The organism is Vibrio pomeroyi, from assembly GCF_024347595.1.
GTDB lineage: Bacteria > Pseudomonadota > Gammaproteobacteria > Enterobacterales > Vibrionaceae > Vibrio > Vibrio pomeroyi.
Genome location: NZ_AP025506.1, coordinates 2,875,452 through 2,893,279 on the forward strand (window position 1 = coordinate 2,875,452; position 17,828 = coordinate 2,893,279).

The following is a 17,828-nucleotide window of genomic DNA, read 5'->3' on the forward strand; positions in this document are numbered from 1 at the left end:
TCATTGATTGTGTTGCTACAAATTAATCTGTGAGTGGTTACTCACAAACGTATTCAACCACGTTCAGACCGAAACCACCTAGGGCGTGGTAACGCTTCGTGCTTGAAGACAATAGACGCATATCATGAACGCCAAGGTCTTGTAGAATCTGAGAGCCTACGCCAACACGACGCGAAGTGCCCTGCTTCTTAGCCATGGTTGGTTGTTCGTTCTTATCTTGAGCTTCGAACGTCTTCACTTTGTGGATCAGAGAGTCAGACGACTCTTCATTGCCAAGAATTACCAACACGCCGCCTTCGTCGCCAATGCGCTTCATCGCTTTATCTAGCGACCAGCTACGCTCAGTGCCACGATCAGAATGAAGAAGATCGGTAAACGTATCATGCAGGTGAACACGCACTAAAGGATCACCATTAGATAGGTCGCCCTTTTGCATTGCGTAGTGGATCTGGTTATCAATCGTATCGCGGTAAGTCACCAACTCAAAATCACCAAATTCAGTCGGTAGGTGACATTGTGCAACACGCTCGATCGTTGTTTCTGTGTTGTTGCGGTATTCAATCAAGTCAGCGATGGTACCTAGCTTGATATCATGCTTTTCAGCGAACACTTCAAGATCAGGGCGACGCGCCATAGTACCGTCGTCATTTAGGATCTCAACGATAACCGATGCTGGCTCACAGCCTGCTAGACGAGCTAAATCACAACCTGCTTCTGTATGACCAGCGCGAGTTAGAACACCACCGTCTTGTGCTGTTAGCGGGAAGATATGACCTGGTTGTACAAGGTCAGCCGCTTTTGCATCTTTCGCCACTGCAGCTTGAACTGTAACCGCGCGATCTGATGCTGAAATACCGGTCGTTACACCCTCTGCCGCTTCAATCGAAACCGTAAAGTTCGTGGTGTACTGAGCGTTGTTGTCTTGAACCATAGGCGCAAGACCCATGCGGCTTGAGCGCTCTTTGGTCAGCGTTAGACAGATTAAACCACGGCCGTACATTGCCATGAAGTTAATCGCTTCTGGCGTAACATGTTCTGCTGCCATGATCAGATCGCCTTCATTTTCGCGATCTTCATCATCCATCAGGATAACCATTTTTCCTAGGCGAATGTCTTCAATAATTTCTTGAGGAGTACTAATTGGCATTGTTCTATATCCTTTGAAATGGTTCTGCTTCCTAGAACCGACACTATTTAAACCTGATGATATTGCTTCGCTTTACAAAGTGATGCTTAACGCACTTTGTCTCAACGATTAGGCAAAACCATTCTGCTGTAAGAATTCCATCGTCAATCGAGATTCAGGCTCAGACTCTTGCTGTTGGCCTTGAAGTAGACGTTCCATGTAGCGTGCTAACACATCGACTTCTAGATTCACTTTACGACCGACATTGAATTGATCGATGGTAGTTTCTGACGAGGTATGAGGAACGATCGTCAGCTTAAATGCATTCTTACGTAAATCGTTCACGGTAAGACTAATACCATCCACCGTCACCGAACCTTTTTGAGCTACGTACTTTGAGATTTCAGCCGGCATTTCTACCCAGAACTCAATCGCACGGCCAACTTGGTTACGCTCAACAATCTCGCCCACGCCATCCACGTGACCCGATACGATGTGACCACCGAAACGAGTCGTCGGTAGCATCGCTTTCTCTAGGTTGACCTTGTCGCCTGCTTGGTAATCGACAAAACCCGTTTTTTTCAGGGTTTCAAGCGAAAGGTCTGCACTGTAGCTGTGGTCGTTATACTCAACAACCGTCAAACAAACACCATTGGTAGCGATACTATCGCCTAACTTAACGTCAGCCATATCAAGCTTACCCACGTTAACCGTTACGGTGATGTCTTCTCCGCGGGGAGTGATTGCACTCAATGTACCTACGGCTTCTACAATTCCTGTAAACATTTTAAAACTCTTTTTGTTGTCAACGACATGTATGTAGTGAGCGGATTTATTCCCACTATAATTTCGTTACTATCGGTTTCGAAATACGGGTTTCGCTTCGATGCGAATATCCACACCAACCTGTCGAACATCTTTAATTTCTAGATCAATAACATCAGACATTGAGGTGAGCCCTAATGCGCCCATCAAACCTCGTCCGTCACTGCCCATAAGTTTAGGTGCTAAATAGAGGATTAGCTCATCCACCAGCTGCGCTTCAATCAAGCTTTTTGCCAACGTGGCACCCGCTTCGACCCAAATATGGTCAATATGATTAGCAGGTAACTGACGCATCAAATCGTGTAAGTCCAGCTGACCTGCATCCGTTGTTCCGACTGTAATATCGGCAGAGGCTTCAGCGACTCTCAATACCGATGTTGGCGTCTGGTATAACTTGAGCTCAGGGCGCAGTTGATTTTGGCGGTCAAGAATCACGCGAATCGGCTGACGTAGCTCCTCTTCAGCGTAATGAGCTTGAGCGCTGCTTGGTAATTCAGCCCAACGAACATTCAGCGATGCGTTGTCTTCAATCACCGTTTGGCTAGTTGATAGCACCGCACCGGATTTTGCTCGATAATTCTGAACATCACGACGTGCTTCTGCCGATGTTATCCATTGGCTTTGACCATTTGCTAAGGCCGTTTGTCCATCAAGGCTGGCTGCCATCTTAAGCTGAACAAAAGGCATACCCGTTTGCATGCGCTTGATAAATGCAGGGTTCAAATCGAGAGCATCTTGCTCAAGCAAACCGATTTCAACCTCAATACCCGCGTCGCGTAGCATGTTGATACCACGCCCTGCGACTTTAGGGTTTGGGTCCTGCATGGCGCAAATCACTTTCGAAACTTGAGCCTTAATCAAACCTTCCGCACAAGGCGGCGTTCGACCGTAATGAGAACAAGGTTCTAGCGTAACGTAAGCCGTCGCGCCTTTTGCCTTATCACCGGCCATTCGCATGGCATGCACTTCGGCATGAGGTTCGCCCGCTTTGGCATGAAAACCTTCACCAACGATCTGACCATCGGTTTGTACGATGACACAGCCGACATTTGGGTTTGGCGAAGTGGTGTAAATGCCGCGTTTCGCTAATTGAATAGCACGCGACATCATTCGAAAATCTAGGGGAGTAAAATTAGACATGATTGAGGGATTAGTCCTCTAATTTAGCGATTTCTTCGCCAAACTCTCGGATGTCTTCAAAGCTGCGGTAAACAGAGGCAAAACGGATGTACGCCACTTTATCCAATTCTTTCAATTGGCCCATCACAAGATTACCGATCATCTCGCTTGGTACTTCACGCTCACCAGTTGCACGGAGTTGTGACTTAATCGTACTGATCGCAAGTTCAATTGCATCAGCACTCACTGGGCGTTTTTCTAAGGCGCGCTGAACACCACCGACCATTTTGTCTTCGTTAAATGGTTCGCGGTTTCCATTCGACTTAATTACTTTAGGCATCACAAGTTCTGCCGATTCGAACGTAGTAAAACGCTCGCTACATGCAAGGCATTGACGGCGACGACGAACCTGATGGCCATCGGCTACCAGTCTTGAATCGATTACTTTAGTGTCGTTCTCTGAACAAAAAGGACAATGCATATCACCTCCAAATAATTGAATATCAGTGTAACGGAATTGCCAAACGTTAGGAAAGAAAAAGGGCCAATTAAGGCCCTTTTGTGTGGTGATTCATTGATTATTGCTACGCGATAGCAATTTCTAAATGAGCTGAGGAGGAAAATTAACGAGAACGTTAACCTCGAACTAAATAGTTCGCTTTGCCCACCCATTTATAGCTTGTCAGTTCTTCTAAACCCATTGGGCCGCGAGCATGCAGTTTCTGAGTAGATACCGCCACTTCTGCACCTAAACCAAACTGTGCGCCATCAGTAAAACGAGTGGATGCATTCACGTAAACCGCTGCAGAACCTACCGAGTTAATAAAGCGCTCGGAGCTTTCTAGACTGTTAGTCATGATGGCGTCTGAGTGACTCGCGTTGTGTACGCGCATGTGGTCAATCGCCTCTGCAACGTCCGCAACCACTTTAACTCCTAACGTGTAGCTTAGCCATTCAGTGTCAAAGTCGCCTTCAACCGCATCGCGTTGGTCTTCAAAACCAGTAAGCAGTGATTTTGCACTCGCGTCAGCAACCAAGGTTACTTTGCCTGCTAAACGCTGTGTTAGCTTAGCAAGGAAAGCTTCAGCAACGGCTTCATGCACTAGCAGCGTATCCAATGAGTTACATGCAGATGGACGTTGAACTTTCGAGTTTTCAACCACATCAACAGACTTCTCTAGATCAGCGCTCTCATCAACAAAGATGTGGCTGATACCGAAACCACCGATGATAACTGGAATAGTACTGTTCTCTTTACACATCTTGTGCAGACCAGCGCCACCACGAGGAATGATCATATCCACGTAGTCGTCCAGTTTAAGCAGTTGAGATACCAACTCACGATCCGGTTTCTCGATGTACTGAACAGAAGCCGCAGGAAGTTCCGCTTTCTCTAGTGCAGACTGGATTACTTTAACTAGCTCCATGTTCGAGAAGAACGTCTCTTTACCACCACGTAGGATGCTTGCGTTACCTGTTTTCAAACACAGTGCCGCAATATCGATGGTTACGTTAGGACGTGCTTCATAGATAACTCCAACCACACCAAGTGGTACGCGGCGGCGTGACAGTGACATACCGTTTTCCAGTACCTTACTGTCAATCTCACTGCCAACTGGGTCATTCAGGCTAATCACGTTACGAACGTCATTAGCAATGCCTGTTAAGCGCTCTTCGTTAAGAAGTAGACGATCAAGCAGTGCGTCTGTTAAACCCGCTTCGCGACCTAGTTCGATGTCTTTCGCGTTCGCTTCTAAAATCGTTGTTGCGTTTGCTTCTAGCTCATCAGCGATAATCGCCAATGCTTTATTTTTTTGCGCCGTAGATGCGGTCGCTAGGTGGAAAGCAGCCTCTTTTGCTGCGATACCCATGTTAGTTAAATCCACGTTTAACTCTCCCTAAATTCTGTCTGTCTTTGGATGCAAAAAGGCGATTCGCCTTATCATCACGAGCTATTCTTGGATTACAACAAGGTCGTCACGGTGAATGACTTCTGACCCGTAATCGTAACCAAGGATGTCGCCAATATCTTTACTGTGCTTGCCTGCTATTTTTGCTAGGTCTTGGCTTGAGTAGCTAGCGATACCACGCGCCACTACCTTGCCTTTGCTGTCTGTGACTTGGGTGACTTCACCACGAGAAAACTCGCCTTGAACTCGAATAACCCCTTTCGCCAACAAGCTGCTCCCTTTAGTGTTAACGGCGTTTACTGCACCATCGTCGACCACAATATCGCCTGCTGAAGCAGGGCCCGCTAAAATCCAACGCTTACGGTTTTCAAGCGCTTCTGCTAACGGTAGGAAACGTGTGCCTTGTGGATTGTCGCTCAAAGAGTCGAACACCACGTTTTCAGCACTGCCTGCTGCAATAATAACTTCAATACCTGCGCGACGAGCAATATCCGCCGCCTGCAGTTTTGTTGCCATGCCGCCAGTGCCCAACGTCGTACCACTGCCGCCTGCGATCTTGCGCAGTGTGTCATCAATCGTTTTCACTTCTTTGATGAGCTCAGCATTCGGGTCTTTACGAGGGTCGGCTGTAAACAAGCCTTTTTGGTCAGTTAGCAGCAAAAGCTTATCAGCACCGCATAAAATACCAACCAGTGCCGACAAGTTATCGTTGTCGCCCACTTTAATTTCGTTGGTCGCTACTGCGTCATTTTCGTTTACGACAGGAATAATGTCGTGTTCAACGAGTGCGTTGATCGTGTCACGAGCATTCAGAAAACGCTCGCGATCATCAAGATCAGCACGAGTCAGTAGCATTTGGCCAATCTTAAGGCCATAGATAGCAAACAAAGACTCCCAAACTTGAATCAACTGGCTTTGCCCAACTGCCGCAAGCAACTGTTTGCTCGCCATTGAGTTGGGAAGTGCGGGGTAACCAAGGTGCTCACGTCCTGCTGCAATTGCGCCAGACGAAACCATAACCACAGAGTGGCCTTGTTTTTTTAATTCAGCACACTGACGAACCAGCTCAACCATGTGAGCACGATCTAATGCCAATGTTCCACCAGTTAAGACACTGGTACCCAGTTTAACAACGACAGTTTTACGCTGTGTTGTTGTCCCGCTTTGATGATTTGTTGTCATGAAGTCTTTTATGGATAAAACAAATAAGAGGTGATGTTTTAGCAATCAACAGGGGAATTCACAAGTAGAAAAGGTGCGAAATCGCACCTTTTTGCTTTATAGAGAAGAGTAACCTTTAAAATCAGACGAATTCGACAGACTCTTCGTCTAATTGGATACTGATTTCAAACTTACTTTGAAGTTCATCAACCAGTTTTTGGTGGAAGGCTTCTTGAGTTCGAGACACCTCAGCGACCGCCTTTTTAGGCAGTGGTAAAGAATCCCAGTTGCCTTCAATGTTGTATTTACCTATGTTGTACTTCGCCGAATATCCCTCTTCCGACTTATCCAATTCCAACCACCAGCCCCAGAACTCACGTTCTTCTGGTGATTTTTTATCGTTCACACACACAGACAAGCAATCAAAAAGATAGTGGCCTTCTTCTGATTGCGGCTCCCTCAAATAAGGACCAATGGCCTTTAAAACGTTTAACAAGCGATAATGCGTTGGTTCTTGTGTCACTTCTGACATATTGAATCTCCGTTTTCAATGTTAAGAATGACGTTACTCAGACTGCAATACGTAGAAAGTACGCAGTTGGATTTTATAAATTTTCTCTGAGTATCAGGTACTTAATCTGTACACTTTTCATGCTTAACTAATTTAGGAGAAATGTCATCTAAATAATTCATCCTCAAGCCACTTTATCGCCAATTCGAGGGATTGCTCATAACCTTGTGTAATTGATTTAGCTTTGATTTTCTTCGCTTTACCGTAATCACTGTAAATAGCAACCAGTTGATTATCCATTGGTGGTGATACAGGGTCCCCTTCTAAGGCTAGTGCCAAGATAGGAACACGGGTTTTGCTGTTCGACAGTAGCCCTTGCACCTTAAGTGACCACGCCATCAACTGCCCAGAAAGGCTATTAATATCCACCGCACCTTTACCCAGGCGAGAAGCTAGCACGTCTAAGTGCATCTTCGGCATCTGCTTAAGTTTATCGGCATGAACAAAGATATCGTGGATAGGCGCACCAAGAGAGATACACGCTTTGATCTTCTGTTGTTCAACGAACGACAATCTCACCATGGCATTACCACCAAAGCGGAAGCCAAATAAGCCCACCTTGTGATGATCTACCCAAGGGATGTTTGGCAGTTCGTTCAATACCGCTTGGTGTAAGCACGAAGAATCTTCCGTTAACGGCCAATGAGAACTGTGACCAATCGATGGCATGTCTACCGTCAGCATCGCGATGTTCTTAGGTGCTAAGTAATCCCTAAACAAACGCCACATGTCTGTTTGTAAGCTATCCAAACCCGCACTCACGATAACAACCGGTTGAGGCTTATCTGTTTTCGCTAGATGCAAATTCGCTTTGATCTTCTTGTTTTGATACGGCACTTCAATCTGCTTAACGATCAGCTTGGTATGCTTAATCGCCTCCGAATAGGCCGCGTTCGCCAATACCTGAGCCTGAGCCGCCAAGTTATCGTTCTTAAGATGTGGGTAGCCCGCAATGCTGAAACACAAAGACGCCGAGAACAACTCTTCAGCCATCTCTTCACCGCTCTTTTCATTAGAACGGTTCTGGTGTTGCATACCTAACTTGGTCCACTCGTATGCCCAGTTGCCGCTGCGGTAGCCCATCACGGTATCCAACCACTCATCGGTTGTGCGTGAGTTGTCTGACGATGCGATTCGCGACAATACCGCCTCTTGCTCAATTGGGTTAACGCCTTGCCATACCCACTGAAGACGTCTTAGGTTTCGATACCAAGATAAGTTTTGCTGCTCACGCTTCTCATCCAATAACGCTTCAGAGCTTGGCATGTATTGCGTCAACATTGAGGTCTCTTTGGCCTGCTTGTGCTTTACAAACAAGGTTTCCGAAAGGTTCGAGCTCGTTTCTTCTGATTCAGACATTGGGATACTTAATAAGAAATGGTTGTCACTAATCATATAAAAAAAAATGACCCTATAAAGGGTCATTTCTCAAAAAACTAAGTTTACGCTTATTTTGACTTGCGATTTACTGGCTCAACGTAGCTTAGGCTAGTATCCCAAGGTTGCTCAATCCATGTGTCTTGAGCGATATCTACGATGTACTCGTCTAGTAGGTGTGCGCCAGATGGCTTTGCACATACTGCGATTAGTTTCGCTTTCGGGTACATTTCGCGAAGCTTGCGTGCAGTGTCACCACTGTCCACTAGGTCTTCAACGATTAGGAAGCCTTCGCCGTCACCTTCAGGTGCTTTAACTACTGTCATATCACGTTGGTGATCGTGGTCGTAGCTAGAAATACAAATCGTATCTACGTGACGAATACCTAGCTCACGAGCCAAGATTGCACCAGGAACCAAACCACCACGGCTTACTGCCCAGATGCCTTTCCACTGTTCTGCTGGCATTTGCTTTTCAGCTAGTTGACGGCAGTAAGTCTGCATGTTGTCCCAAGTGATAACGAATTTGTTGCTCATAGTATAAAACCTAATAATTTTGTCATGTTATTAGAGGCTATGTCGTGCATAGCCCCTTCAGCGATTAAGCAGAAATCTAGACGATTAAGCGAAAATGTATTTAAGAATAAAGATAGCCGACATTACCCACACAGCAGGCGAAACGTCGCGACCTTTACCACTTAGCAGCTTAATTGCAGCGTAAGCGATGAAACCTAGTGAGATACCCTCAGCGATAGAGTACGTCAGCGGCATTAGCAGACATGTTACCACGACTGGTGCAGCTTCCGTAAGATCACGCCAATCAATGCCAACTAGGCCAGACATCATCAGAATTGCTACATAGAAAAGCGCGCCTGATGTTGCGTAAGCCGGAATCATACCTGCAAGTGGCGAGAAGAAAAGAGCCAATAGGAATAAGATACCAACAACAACCGCTGTTAGACCTGTACGACCACCTTCAGCGACACCGGCAACACTCTCTACATAAGAAGTCGTGTTTGATGTACCTAGCAATGCACCAATAGACGTTGCTGTAGAGTCAGCAAGCAGTGCTTTGTTTAGACGAGGTAGTTTACCGTCTTCTTTGATTAGGTTTGCTTTCGTTGCAACACCCACTAGCGTACCCGCTGTATCGAACAAATCGACGAACAAGAATGCGAATACTACTGAAATCATACCGATTTCAAATACAGCAGAGAAATCAAGCTGCATGAACGTAGGAGCTAGGCTTGGTGGTGTAGACATGATGCCGCCGTATTGAACGTCACCAATAATAATACCAAGAGCTGTGATCGCTAGAATAGCAATCATTACTGCGCCTTTCACACCACGGTGAACAAGAGCAATAGTAAGGAAGAAGCCTAATGAACCTAGGATAGGAGCAATCGCCGTAATATCGCCCAGAGATACTTTAGTTGCTGGGTTAGAAACAACGACGCCAGCATTGCTCAGTGCAATAAACGCTAGGAAAAGACCGATACCCGCAGAGATACCAACACGTAGAGACATAGGAATCGAGTTGATAATCCATTCACGGATCTTAAAGATACTTAAGAAAATGAAAATTACGCCTGATACGAAAACCGCTGCCAGAGCAACTTGCCACGTATAACCCATACCCATAACTACTGCGTAGGTAAAGAATGCGTTCAAACCCATACCTGGTGCTTGAGCGATTGGGTAGTTAGCAACAAAGCCCATGATGAAACAGCCAATAGCAGCCGCTAAACAGGTTGCTACAAATACAGCGCCATGGTCCATACCAGCATCAGCTAGAATCATTGGGTTTACAAAAATGATGTAAGCCATTGTTAGGAAGGTTGTTAGACCTGCGATGATTTCAGTGCGCACATTGGTGCCGTTTTCACTGAGTTTGAATAGCTTTTCGAACATTATCGAATCCTATAAGGGTAAAAAGTAAACGGTTGCGTAATCGATTGGCTGTGGATTATAAAGTTATCAAATAACAAATTCCAGATAGAATTAAGGCTCTAATCGATATTTATCAGAATGCCGTATGAAACAAAGCGATTAAAAGCGAAGTGATCCCCAATAAATAACCATAATAAACAGTCAATTAAAGCCATTCAGCCCAATAAAAAATCTTGGTTACTTTTTCGACCATCGGTTATTTTGATAGAGAATCTAGCCATTAAATTCTGAACTCAAACCCACAAGAGTTGTGTATTTTTCAACAGGATCAGTAATAAGGCGCAAATTGATATTTTGGCGTTTAAAAAACAACCACGCAGAACAGCAGGGAAAATGACAAGATAAAGCGGTGTGGAAAAGTAGCAGGCAAAAAAAACGCCACTCAAAACTGAGTGGCGGTAGAATCTGTCAACCAAAAGGGCTGTAAAAGAATTCCAATATATAGGGGTGAACAAAACTGTTCGAGTTACATGCTTACGGTATTAGTAACCGAAGCTTGTAGGGTATGCAAAGTTGCTAGTGTAAACAGAGCTGTTAAGCCAGAACATTGCAGATGGTAAACCTTTCATAACTATCACCTTAATAAATCAATAAAAAACGAATTTGATTTCTCGGTTCCTTGGAGGCGATAAAACGGACTCATCCTTTGAGCATTTACTCTTCACTTCAGAAGTTGGTTATTAATATACCTCAAAGAAAAAAGATTACAAGTATTTTTTGCTACAGGTCACACTTTTTGCCATTTGTGGTTATTTTGCAAACTTAATTTCGTAATTAAATTACAAAATAGACTTAAACAAACGTTTGCTTGCACCATTTATAAGCATCAATACACTTATTCAAGATCAAATGAACAAGATGGCGTTCAAAATTTGAGGCATTTCAGGTTTAGAAGCGCTACTCGTCAAAACACTCTAGTGGTATGCTGTTGCCATCAAAACAGACCCATATTTTAGATTTTTGTTCTAAGTTTTTACCTATAAAAATCCTAAATATATGGTTATCAAATAAAAAAGGAGTCATCCGTGTCTGAATTCCATTCTGAGATCAGTAAATTATCCCCTGCCCCTATTTGGCAGTTCTTCGATAAGATTTGCTCAATCCCACACCCTTCAAAGCATGAAGAAGAGCTTGCTCAATACATTATTGCTTGGGCAACAGAGCAAGGCCTAGATGTACGTCGTGACCCAACGGGCAACGTATTCATCAAGAAGCCAGCAACGCCGGGTATGGAAAACAAAAAAGGTGTGGTGCTACAAGCTCACATCGATATGGTTCCACAAAAGAACGAAGACACCGTTCATGACTTCGCTAAAGATCCAATCCAACCATACATTGATGGTGAGTGGGTTACAGCAAAAGGCACAACGCTTGGCGCTGATAACGGCATGGGCATGGCTTCTTGTTTGGCAGTTCTGGCTTCAAACGAAATCAAGCACGGCCCTATCGAAGTTCTACTAACAGTAGACGAAGAAGCAGGCATGACAGGTGCTTTCGGTCTTGAAGCGGGTTGGTTAGAAGGTGACATCCTTCTTAACACCGATTCTGAGCAAGAAGGCGAAGTGTACATGGGTTGTGCTGGCGGTATCGACGGCGCAATGACATTTGATGTGGCACGTAACGCAATTCCTGCTGACTTCGTAACACGCAAGCTAACGCTAAAAGGCCTTAAAGGCGGTCACTCTGGTTGTGACATCCACACTGGTCGTGCAAACGCGAACAAACTGCTTGCTCGCTTCTTAGCGGGTCACGCGAAAGAGCTAGACCTACGCATTGTAGAATTCAAAGGTGGTAGCCTTCGTAACGCGATTCCTCGTGAAGGCTTCGTAACAGTTGCTGTACCTGCTGCAAACCAAGAGAAACTGGCTTCGCTATACAACTACTACACAGAGCTTCTTTCAACAGAGCTAGGTAAAGTAGAAGACAGCATTGTTACTTTCAACGAAGAAGCTTCGGTTGAAATGGGCGCTCTAGCAGCAGCAGACCAAGCTCGCTTTATCGCTGCACTAAACGCGGCGCCAAACGGCGTGATTCGTATGAGTGACGAGATCGAAGGTGTTGTTGAAACGTCTCTAAACGTTGGTGTTATCACTACAGAAGAGAACTCAATCACTGTACTTTGCCTGATTCGTTCTCTGATCGACTCTGGTCGTAAGCAAGTTGAAGGCATGCTGAACTCTGTTGCTGAACTAGCAGGCGCGAACATCGCGTTCTCTGGCGCTTACCCAGGTTGGAAGCCAGACGCTGATTCAGAAATCATGCACATCTTCCGCGACATGTACGAAGGCATCTACGGTCACAAGCCAAACATCATGGTTATCCATGCTGGTCTTGAGTGTGGTCTATTCAAAGAACCTTACCCGAACATGGATATGGTTTCTTTCGGCCCAACGATCAAGTTCCCTCACTCTCCAGATGAGAAAGTGAAGATCGACACCGTTGAGCTATTCTGGAACCAAATGGTTGCACTGCTTGAAGCAATCCCAGAAAAAGCTTAATTCGATCAGCTATGTTTGTTCAGTAAAAGGTGCTTTTCAGTAAGCATCTTTTATTCGAAACAAAATAAAACAGGTACTCAATGAGTACCTGTTTTTTTATCTAATCTTTGTGACTAAAGGAGCAACTAAGCGCGTGAAGCCGCGTAGCTCTCTAGCTCATCAATTGAAGTTTGTGCTACAACTTCTCCATCGATGAAGTACGTCACCATCTCGCCATCACGAACACCAATCAACGTCGCACGCTCACCTGATTGGTAAGTAATGTCCATTTGGATCGTGTTTTCATCAATCTGCTGCATTTGCCCCTTCTCGATCACATCTGCACTCGTGATAGGACCAACAGGCGCTTCCGTTAGAGACGGATCCAACTGATGGTTAATGTCTAGGTAAGTATCAGTCTTTGTATCAAAGATGTGAGGAGAACCAGTCAGTGGGTTGCTACCAGTCCAAAACTCTAGTGAGTTGAATACCAGGTAATCAGCAGCAACCGTTAGGCCGTAAGCAGGTGCAAGTAGCATGTTCAAACCACCACGTGCGTAACGGTTATCAACAGCCTTAACGTTGAACTTCATTAGGTAACCCGTTACTGCGTTACTACCAACACAGCCAGATAAAGCGACAGAAACCACCGCCAGTGCAACGACTTTTGAAATTGTTTTTTTCATTTTTATCTCGATATTTGAATTTGGCCGCCAAAAAATGGCGATGGATAATACCAAGCAAGCAAACAAAAAATATCAGAGTTAAATCAATGTATTGTCAGGAAATTCACAATTTGAAACACCCTCCAATTCACCAAATCAAAAACAGAAACCAATTCTGAAGCCCCATCATAAAAAACTTTTGTCGTCACCGTAAAGTGATTGATTCGTACTAAAAATCAACGATTGATACATTCCGTGTTAACGAATTATCACCATGTTGAGAACAACCTAAATGGCAAGACTAAAACCTAATCAACCATTCGAATTACTTGGTTATACTGTTCAGCCAGGACAACGAATGGAGATTGAACTGCAAGCAGCTCAGCTTTACACGCACTCTCCACTTTCGATCCCGATTGAAATCATTCACGGTCGCCAAGCGGGCCCAACACTGATGGTAAACGCAGCGATCCACGGCGATGAGCTAAACGGTGTTGAGATTGCTCGACAACTGACGAACGCTATCGATCCAAAGAAACTGAAAGGTACCTTGATTGTCGTGCCTATCGTTAACGTGTTCGGCTTCATCCATAAGTCTCGTTACCTACCAGACCGTCGCGACCTAAACCGTTGCTTCCCAGGTAGTGAGAAAGGATCGCTAACATCACGTATCGCTTACACTTTCTTCGAGAACGTGGCGAAGCACTGTGATTACATCTTAGATCTTCACACGGGCGCGATTCACCGTACCAATCTGCCACAGATTCGTGCAAACCTATCGAACCCAGAAACAATGCGTATTGCGAAAGCATTCGCAACACCAGTGATTATTGACTCTCCACTGCGTGACGGTTCACTGCGTAGCGAAGCAGAAAAACTTGGTATTCCTGTATTAACTTACGAAGGTGGTGAAGCGCTGCGTTTCGATCATCTAGCGATTCGTGCTGGTTACTTGGGTATTCACCAAGTAATGAAAGAAATCGGTATGCTGCGCCCGAACCGTAAGAAGTTGCCAGAGCCTGTATTGAGTAAATCAACCAGCTGGATCCGCGCTGAATCAGACGGCATCTTGCGTAATATGGTAAGACTGGGCGAACAAGTTGAAGCAGGACAAACTCTGGCTTACATCAGCTCTCCGCTAGGTCACCAAGAAGGCCAAGTGATCACGACCAAAGGCGGTATCGTGATTGGTCAGCAGACTCTGCCTTTGGTAAACGAAGGTGATGCTGTGTTCCACATCGCTTACTTCAAGCAAGACGATGAAGAAGTGGGGCAATCAGTAGAGAGCTACATTGAAGAAGTAGCAGAAGACGATTGGCTAACAGCTCTAAACAACTGATTAAAGATTAAGAGATCGACGTCAAAAGCGACAAGCTAAAGCTAAAAACGTCGATCTTAAACAAAATAGAAACGAACTCCACAAACGAAAAAGCCCCAATATAGGTGACTATATTGGGGCTTTTTTTATAAGTTCCTTATCTTAAAATTAAGGGACCTATAAGTTAATCGTGCACCGAATTACTCAGCGTCTTCTTGCTCTTCTGCACGAGCTTTAGCGCGTGCTTCACGTGCTTGCTCAGCTTTAAGCTCTTTAGTGTGACGTAGTTCGTCACGCTCTTTACGCTGTTCTGATTTACGCTCGTTACGTTCAGCTTGGTTTGCGATGAAAGATGCTAGCTCTTTCTCAGCCCACTCTTGTGCAAGAGCTTCAGTTTCGAAACCAGACTCACGCTTAGATACTGTTGTGCTGCGAGACGTAACTTGACGAGTAATCTCTGCACACCAACCGTTGCGTTTTTCTGTAAGGCGGATATCAAATTTTTTGTTCTTAGACATGTTCTATTTTTTCCTAAGGGAGATCATTAAGGGATCGGTCAACTTTGATAACTCCATCTAAGTGAGCATCTTTTAACACCATCCCTTGGTAAGCGCGGTATTAGAGCACAAATCAATGAATATTGCTGCAAATATTTGCAGCGGATCACACTCCTATGCAGCAAATCGTTTGCGGCTCATTTCAATTCTTTGGTTAGCCTCTATTCACCACCAATTTAAGCACTGTTTTATCGACCACAATGAAATGAACTATGCTCAAACAGAGATGAATGAATCGCCTAAGGCTTCCTATTGATAGGCGCTCACATCTCACCTACTCCGCCCATAATTAAAATAGCTAAGGAGTTGCTATGGATAGCTTCATCAAAAATTTACCGAAGGTTGAGCTGCACTTACACATAGAAGGCACATTAGAACCAGAGCTGATGTTTGAGCTCGCCAAGCGTAATAACGTGTCAATTCCTTTTGAAACCCCAGACCAAGTGCGAGACGCATACCAATTCCACAATCTTCAATCGTTTCTCGACATCTATTATCAAGGCGCCAACGTGCTGATCCACCAGCAAGATTTCTACGATCTGACGTGGGCTTACCTGTTGAAATGCCAACAAGATAACGTGGTTCACACTGAGATATTCTTCGACCCTCAAACCCACACTGAACAAGGCATCGCCTTTGACACGATTGTAGGTGGCATTACCCAAGCACTAGAGCAAGCCTCACTGGAACTCGGGATCAGCAGCCAACTTATCATGTGTTTTCTACGTCATCTTGATGAAGACAGCGCGTTCGAGACACTCCAACAAGCCCTTCCCTACAAAGACAAAATCATTGCGGTTGGGCTAGATTCATCCGAGCAAGGCAACCCGCCTGAGAAGTTTAAACATGTATTCCAAGAAGCCATCAACCAAGGTTTTCTGACCGTCGCGCACGCGGGGGAAGAAGGCCCCGCGCAAAACATTATCGATGCGTTGAGCTTGTTGGGCATCACTCGAATTGACCATGGCGTTCGCTGTATCGATGACGCTGAATTAGTAGAAGAGTTGGCAGCGAAACGTATTCCACTAACGGTCTGTCCGCTATCGAATACCAAGCTAAAAGTCTTCGACACCATGCAAGACCACAACATTGTTGAACTGCTACGAAAAGGGCTTTGTGTCACCATCAATTCCGATGATCCCGCTTACTTTGGTGGCTACATGAATGACAACTTCCTAGCCGTCGCCAATGCACACCCACTCACTCATCAAGAGTTAGCGCAGTTCAGCATTAACGCCGTCGAGGCGAGCTTTATCTCCCCTCACGCCAAAGAAGACCTCATCACCCAAATACGCCAATACCTTGCAGCGCATAGTGAATGATTTATTGGAATGACCGCACTTTTCAACACGCTCAAAAAAGGGAAGCTCAACGCTTCCCTTTTTAATCAATAGGCTGAAATTAACTTAGCCCGGATGACCATCCACTCGTGGAGTTAATAGCATCATGCCAAATTTCCAGATAAACAGACCGAATGCCAACGTCCATAAGCCCGCGCTGATGTTAACCATCTCAAACAGATAAGCAGGGAAGAAAGTCACGCCTAAACTACGAACTAGTGCGGCAATAAATATCGCTGAGAAAGCTAGCGCCATGCTTGGTCCTTTGTAAATCGCACGACCGGTGTGCCCCATTGTCACACGGGTAATCATCGCAAGAATCAAACCGCTCAAGCCACCAATCGCAAACAGGTGCAGCATGTTATGACTCGCAAATGGGTTATCTAACAAACCACGTAGCAGTAAGCATAGAGGAATACACAAGTAAGCCGCGTGCAGTGACCACACCAAAGGCTCAGACAAGGTTGTCCAAGGCTTCCAACGGATAAAGCGGACTAACTGAGTCACGCCAGCAAACACCATTAACTCATTACCTACTTGAGCAAAGGTGAGTGGGAAGAAGCTCAGAACAAACAGCCCTACCAAAGGCAAGTTTGCCAACCATTCCAACCACACCAATGGCTGCGCTTTCTCAAAGTCGAAGCGACGAGCGGTAAAGAATGGAATCACTCGTCCGCCCATTACAGACAGCAACAACGTAAACCACCACAACATCGCTTGCCATACCGCTGATGATGGAAACGGAGGCATACCTTTAATGGTCGCGTAGCTCGCAAAGTTCGCCACGATAGCCAATATAAACAGCGGTACGAAGAACAAGTTCTTCCAACCTTTCGACTTCACGACACGGAAACCGATCTCGTAAGCCGCGAAGATTAAGAACAGCGCTTCAATCGAAGAGATCAGCCACAGCGGGGCCGGAGTCCAAAACAGAATACGAGGCGCCAACCACAATCCGACGAGCACAGCTAATCGATAATGCTTGGTGCCATTGACCCCTGTCCAAGTTTGCACGGCTGTAAGCACAAAGCCGACAACAATCGCCATCGAAAAACCAAACAGCATCTCATGCACGTGCCACCACAGTGCGGGAACGTTTAAAATCTCAGGCTGACCGTTTTGGAACATGATGACCCAAGCCACAATCGCAATCACGGCATAGAGACTGCCCAAAAAGAAGAAAGGTCGAAAGCCTAAACGCAGGTAGGCTGGAATCGCATCTTCTACACTTTTATCTGTGATATTTAACAAACTCGCTCCTAATTCTCAGATAAGCGGCCAAGGTATTACCTAAACCAAATTTGGTGTGCATCAAATTCGATGCAATATACAGATCATATTGCATGAAACGCGCCAATTAGATAAAGCCAGTAAAAACAGCCACTCACGAGATTGACTAGCCAATAAACAAGTCAAAAAAACACAACCAAAAG

16 protein-coding genes are annotated in these 17,828 nt (G+C 45.3%); 3 read left to right on the plus strand and 13 right to left on the minus strand.

Features of this window, described 5'->3' with window-relative positions; translation table 11 throughout:
• Positions 1–37 precede the first annotated feature (37 nt).
• From ribBA to OCV12_RS12615, 10 genes are all read right to left on the minus strand, one after another.
• The gene (gene ribBA, locus OCV12_RS12570; RefSeq protein WP_261884788.1) at positions 38–1,147 is read right to left on the minus strand and encodes a bifunctional 3,4-dihydroxy-2-butanone-4-phosphate synthase/GTP cyclohydrolase II; all 1,110 of its coding nucleotides are present in this window, start codon (positions 1,145–1,147) and stop codon (positions 38–40) included.
• A 108-nt stretch (positions 1,148–1,255) separates the two neighbouring features.
• Positions 1,256–1,912, minus strand: coding sequence for a riboflavin synthase (locus tag OCV12_RS12575; RefSeq protein ID WP_010436361.1), 657 nt, complete (start codon positions 1,910–1,912; stop codon positions 1,256–1,258).
• Between the two features lie 69 nt (positions 1,913–1,981).
• Entirely contained in the window at positions 1,982–3,061 is a 1,080-nt protein-coding gene (ribD, locus tag OCV12_RS12580; protein WP_261884789.1) for a bifunctional diaminohydroxyphosphoribosylaminopyrimidine deaminase/5-amino-6-(5-phosphoribosylamino)uracil reductase RibD, read from the minus strand.
• 40 nt (positions 3,062–3,101) lie between these two features.
• Positions 3,102–3,551 (minus strand): transcriptional regulator NrdR, encoded by a 450-nt coding sequence (gene nrdR / locus OCV12_RS12585; RefSeq protein WP_004734394.1) that lies wholly within the window; start codon positions 3,549–3,551, stop codon positions 3,102–3,104.
• A 154-nt stretch (positions 3,552–3,705) separates the two neighbouring features.
• On the minus strand, positions 3,706–4,956 hold the full coding sequence (locus OCV12_RS12590) for a glutamate-5-semialdehyde dehydrogenase (RefSeq protein WP_261884790.1): 1,251 nt from the start codon (positions 4,954–4,956) through the stop codon (positions 3,706–3,708).
• Between the two features lie 66 nt (positions 4,957–5,022).
• Complete coding sequence (gene proB, locus OCV12_RS12595; RefSeq protein ID WP_171349567.1) at positions 5,023–6,207, minus strand: glutamate 5-kinase; 1,185 nt, start codon at positions 6,205–6,207, stop codon at positions 5,023–5,025.
• A gap of 76 nt (positions 6,208–6,283) precedes the next feature.
• The gene (crl, locus tag OCV12_RS12600) at positions 6,284–6,673 is read right to left on the minus strand and encodes a sigma factor-binding protein Crl (RefSeq protein WP_123311983.1); all 390 of its coding nucleotides are present in this window, start codon (positions 6,671–6,673) and stop codon (positions 6,284–6,286) included.
• A gap of 144 nt (positions 6,674–6,817) precedes the next feature.
• A complete protein-coding gene (frsA, locus tag OCV12_RS12605; protein ID WP_017633421.1) occupies positions 6,818–8,071 on the minus strand; it encodes an esterase FrsA in 1,254 nt (417 codons plus the stop codon).
• An 89-nt stretch (positions 8,072–8,160) separates the two neighbouring features.
• A complete protein-coding gene (locus OCV12_RS12610; protein WP_004741499.1) occupies positions 8,161–8,625 on the minus strand; it encodes a xanthine phosphoribosyltransferase in 465 nt (154 codons plus the stop codon).
• 84 nt (positions 8,626–8,709) lie between these two features.
• The gene (locus OCV12_RS12615; RefSeq protein WP_261884791.1) at positions 8,710–9,999 is read right to left on the minus strand and encodes an NCS2 family permease; all 1,290 of its coding nucleotides are present in this window, start codon (positions 9,997–9,999) and stop codon (positions 8,710–8,712) included.
• A 1,064-nt stretch (positions 10,000–11,063) separates the two neighbouring features.
• Here OCV12_RS12615 and OCV12_RS12620 point away from each other — a divergent pair.
• Entirely contained in the window at positions 11,064–12,536 is a 1,473-nt protein-coding gene (locus tag OCV12_RS12620) for an aminoacyl-histidine dipeptidase (protein ID WP_176680332.1), read from the plus strand.
• A gap of 125 nt (positions 12,537–12,661) precedes the next feature.
• Here OCV12_RS12620 and OCV12_RS12625 read toward each other — a convergent pair whose 3' ends face one another.
• Positions 12,662–13,201, minus strand: a complete 540-nt coding sequence (locus OCV12_RS12625; protein ID WP_017066819.1) for a DUF3332 family protein — start codon at positions 13,199–13,201, stop codon at positions 12,662–12,664.
• Positions 13,202–13,472: 271 nt separating this feature from the next.
• On the opposite strand from OCV12_RS12625, the gene OCV12_RS12630 reads away from it, so the two are divergent.
• Positions 13,473–14,519: a succinylglutamate desuccinylase/aspartoacylase family protein gene (locus tag OCV12_RS12630; RefSeq protein WP_017633425.1), complete on the plus strand. Its 1,047-nt coding sequence runs from the start codon at positions 13,473–13,475 to the stop codon at positions 14,517–14,519.
• 179 nt (positions 14,520–14,698) lie between these two features.
• Here OCV12_RS12630 and OCV12_RS12635 read toward each other — a convergent pair whose 3' ends face one another.
• A complete protein-coding gene (locus OCV12_RS12635) occupies positions 14,699–15,016 on the minus strand; it encodes a DUF3622 domain-containing protein (protein WP_017056240.1) in 318 nt (105 codons plus the stop codon).
• Positions 15,017–15,366: 350 nt separating this feature from the next.
• On the opposite strand from OCV12_RS12635, the gene OCV12_RS12640 reads away from it, so the two are divergent.
• A complete protein-coding gene (locus OCV12_RS12640; RefSeq protein ID WP_261884792.1) occupies positions 15,367–16,377 on the plus strand; it encodes an adenosine deaminase in 1,011 nt (336 codons plus the stop codon).
• Between the two features lie 84 nt (positions 16,378–16,461).
• Here OCV12_RS12640 and OCV12_RS12645 read toward each other — a convergent pair whose 3' ends face one another.
• Positions 16,462–17,646, minus strand: coding sequence for an NnrS family protein (locus OCV12_RS12645; RefSeq protein WP_261884793.1), 1,185 nt, complete (start codon positions 17,644–17,646; stop codon positions 16,462–16,464).
• Between the last annotated feature and the right edge of the window lie 182 nt (positions 17,647–17,828).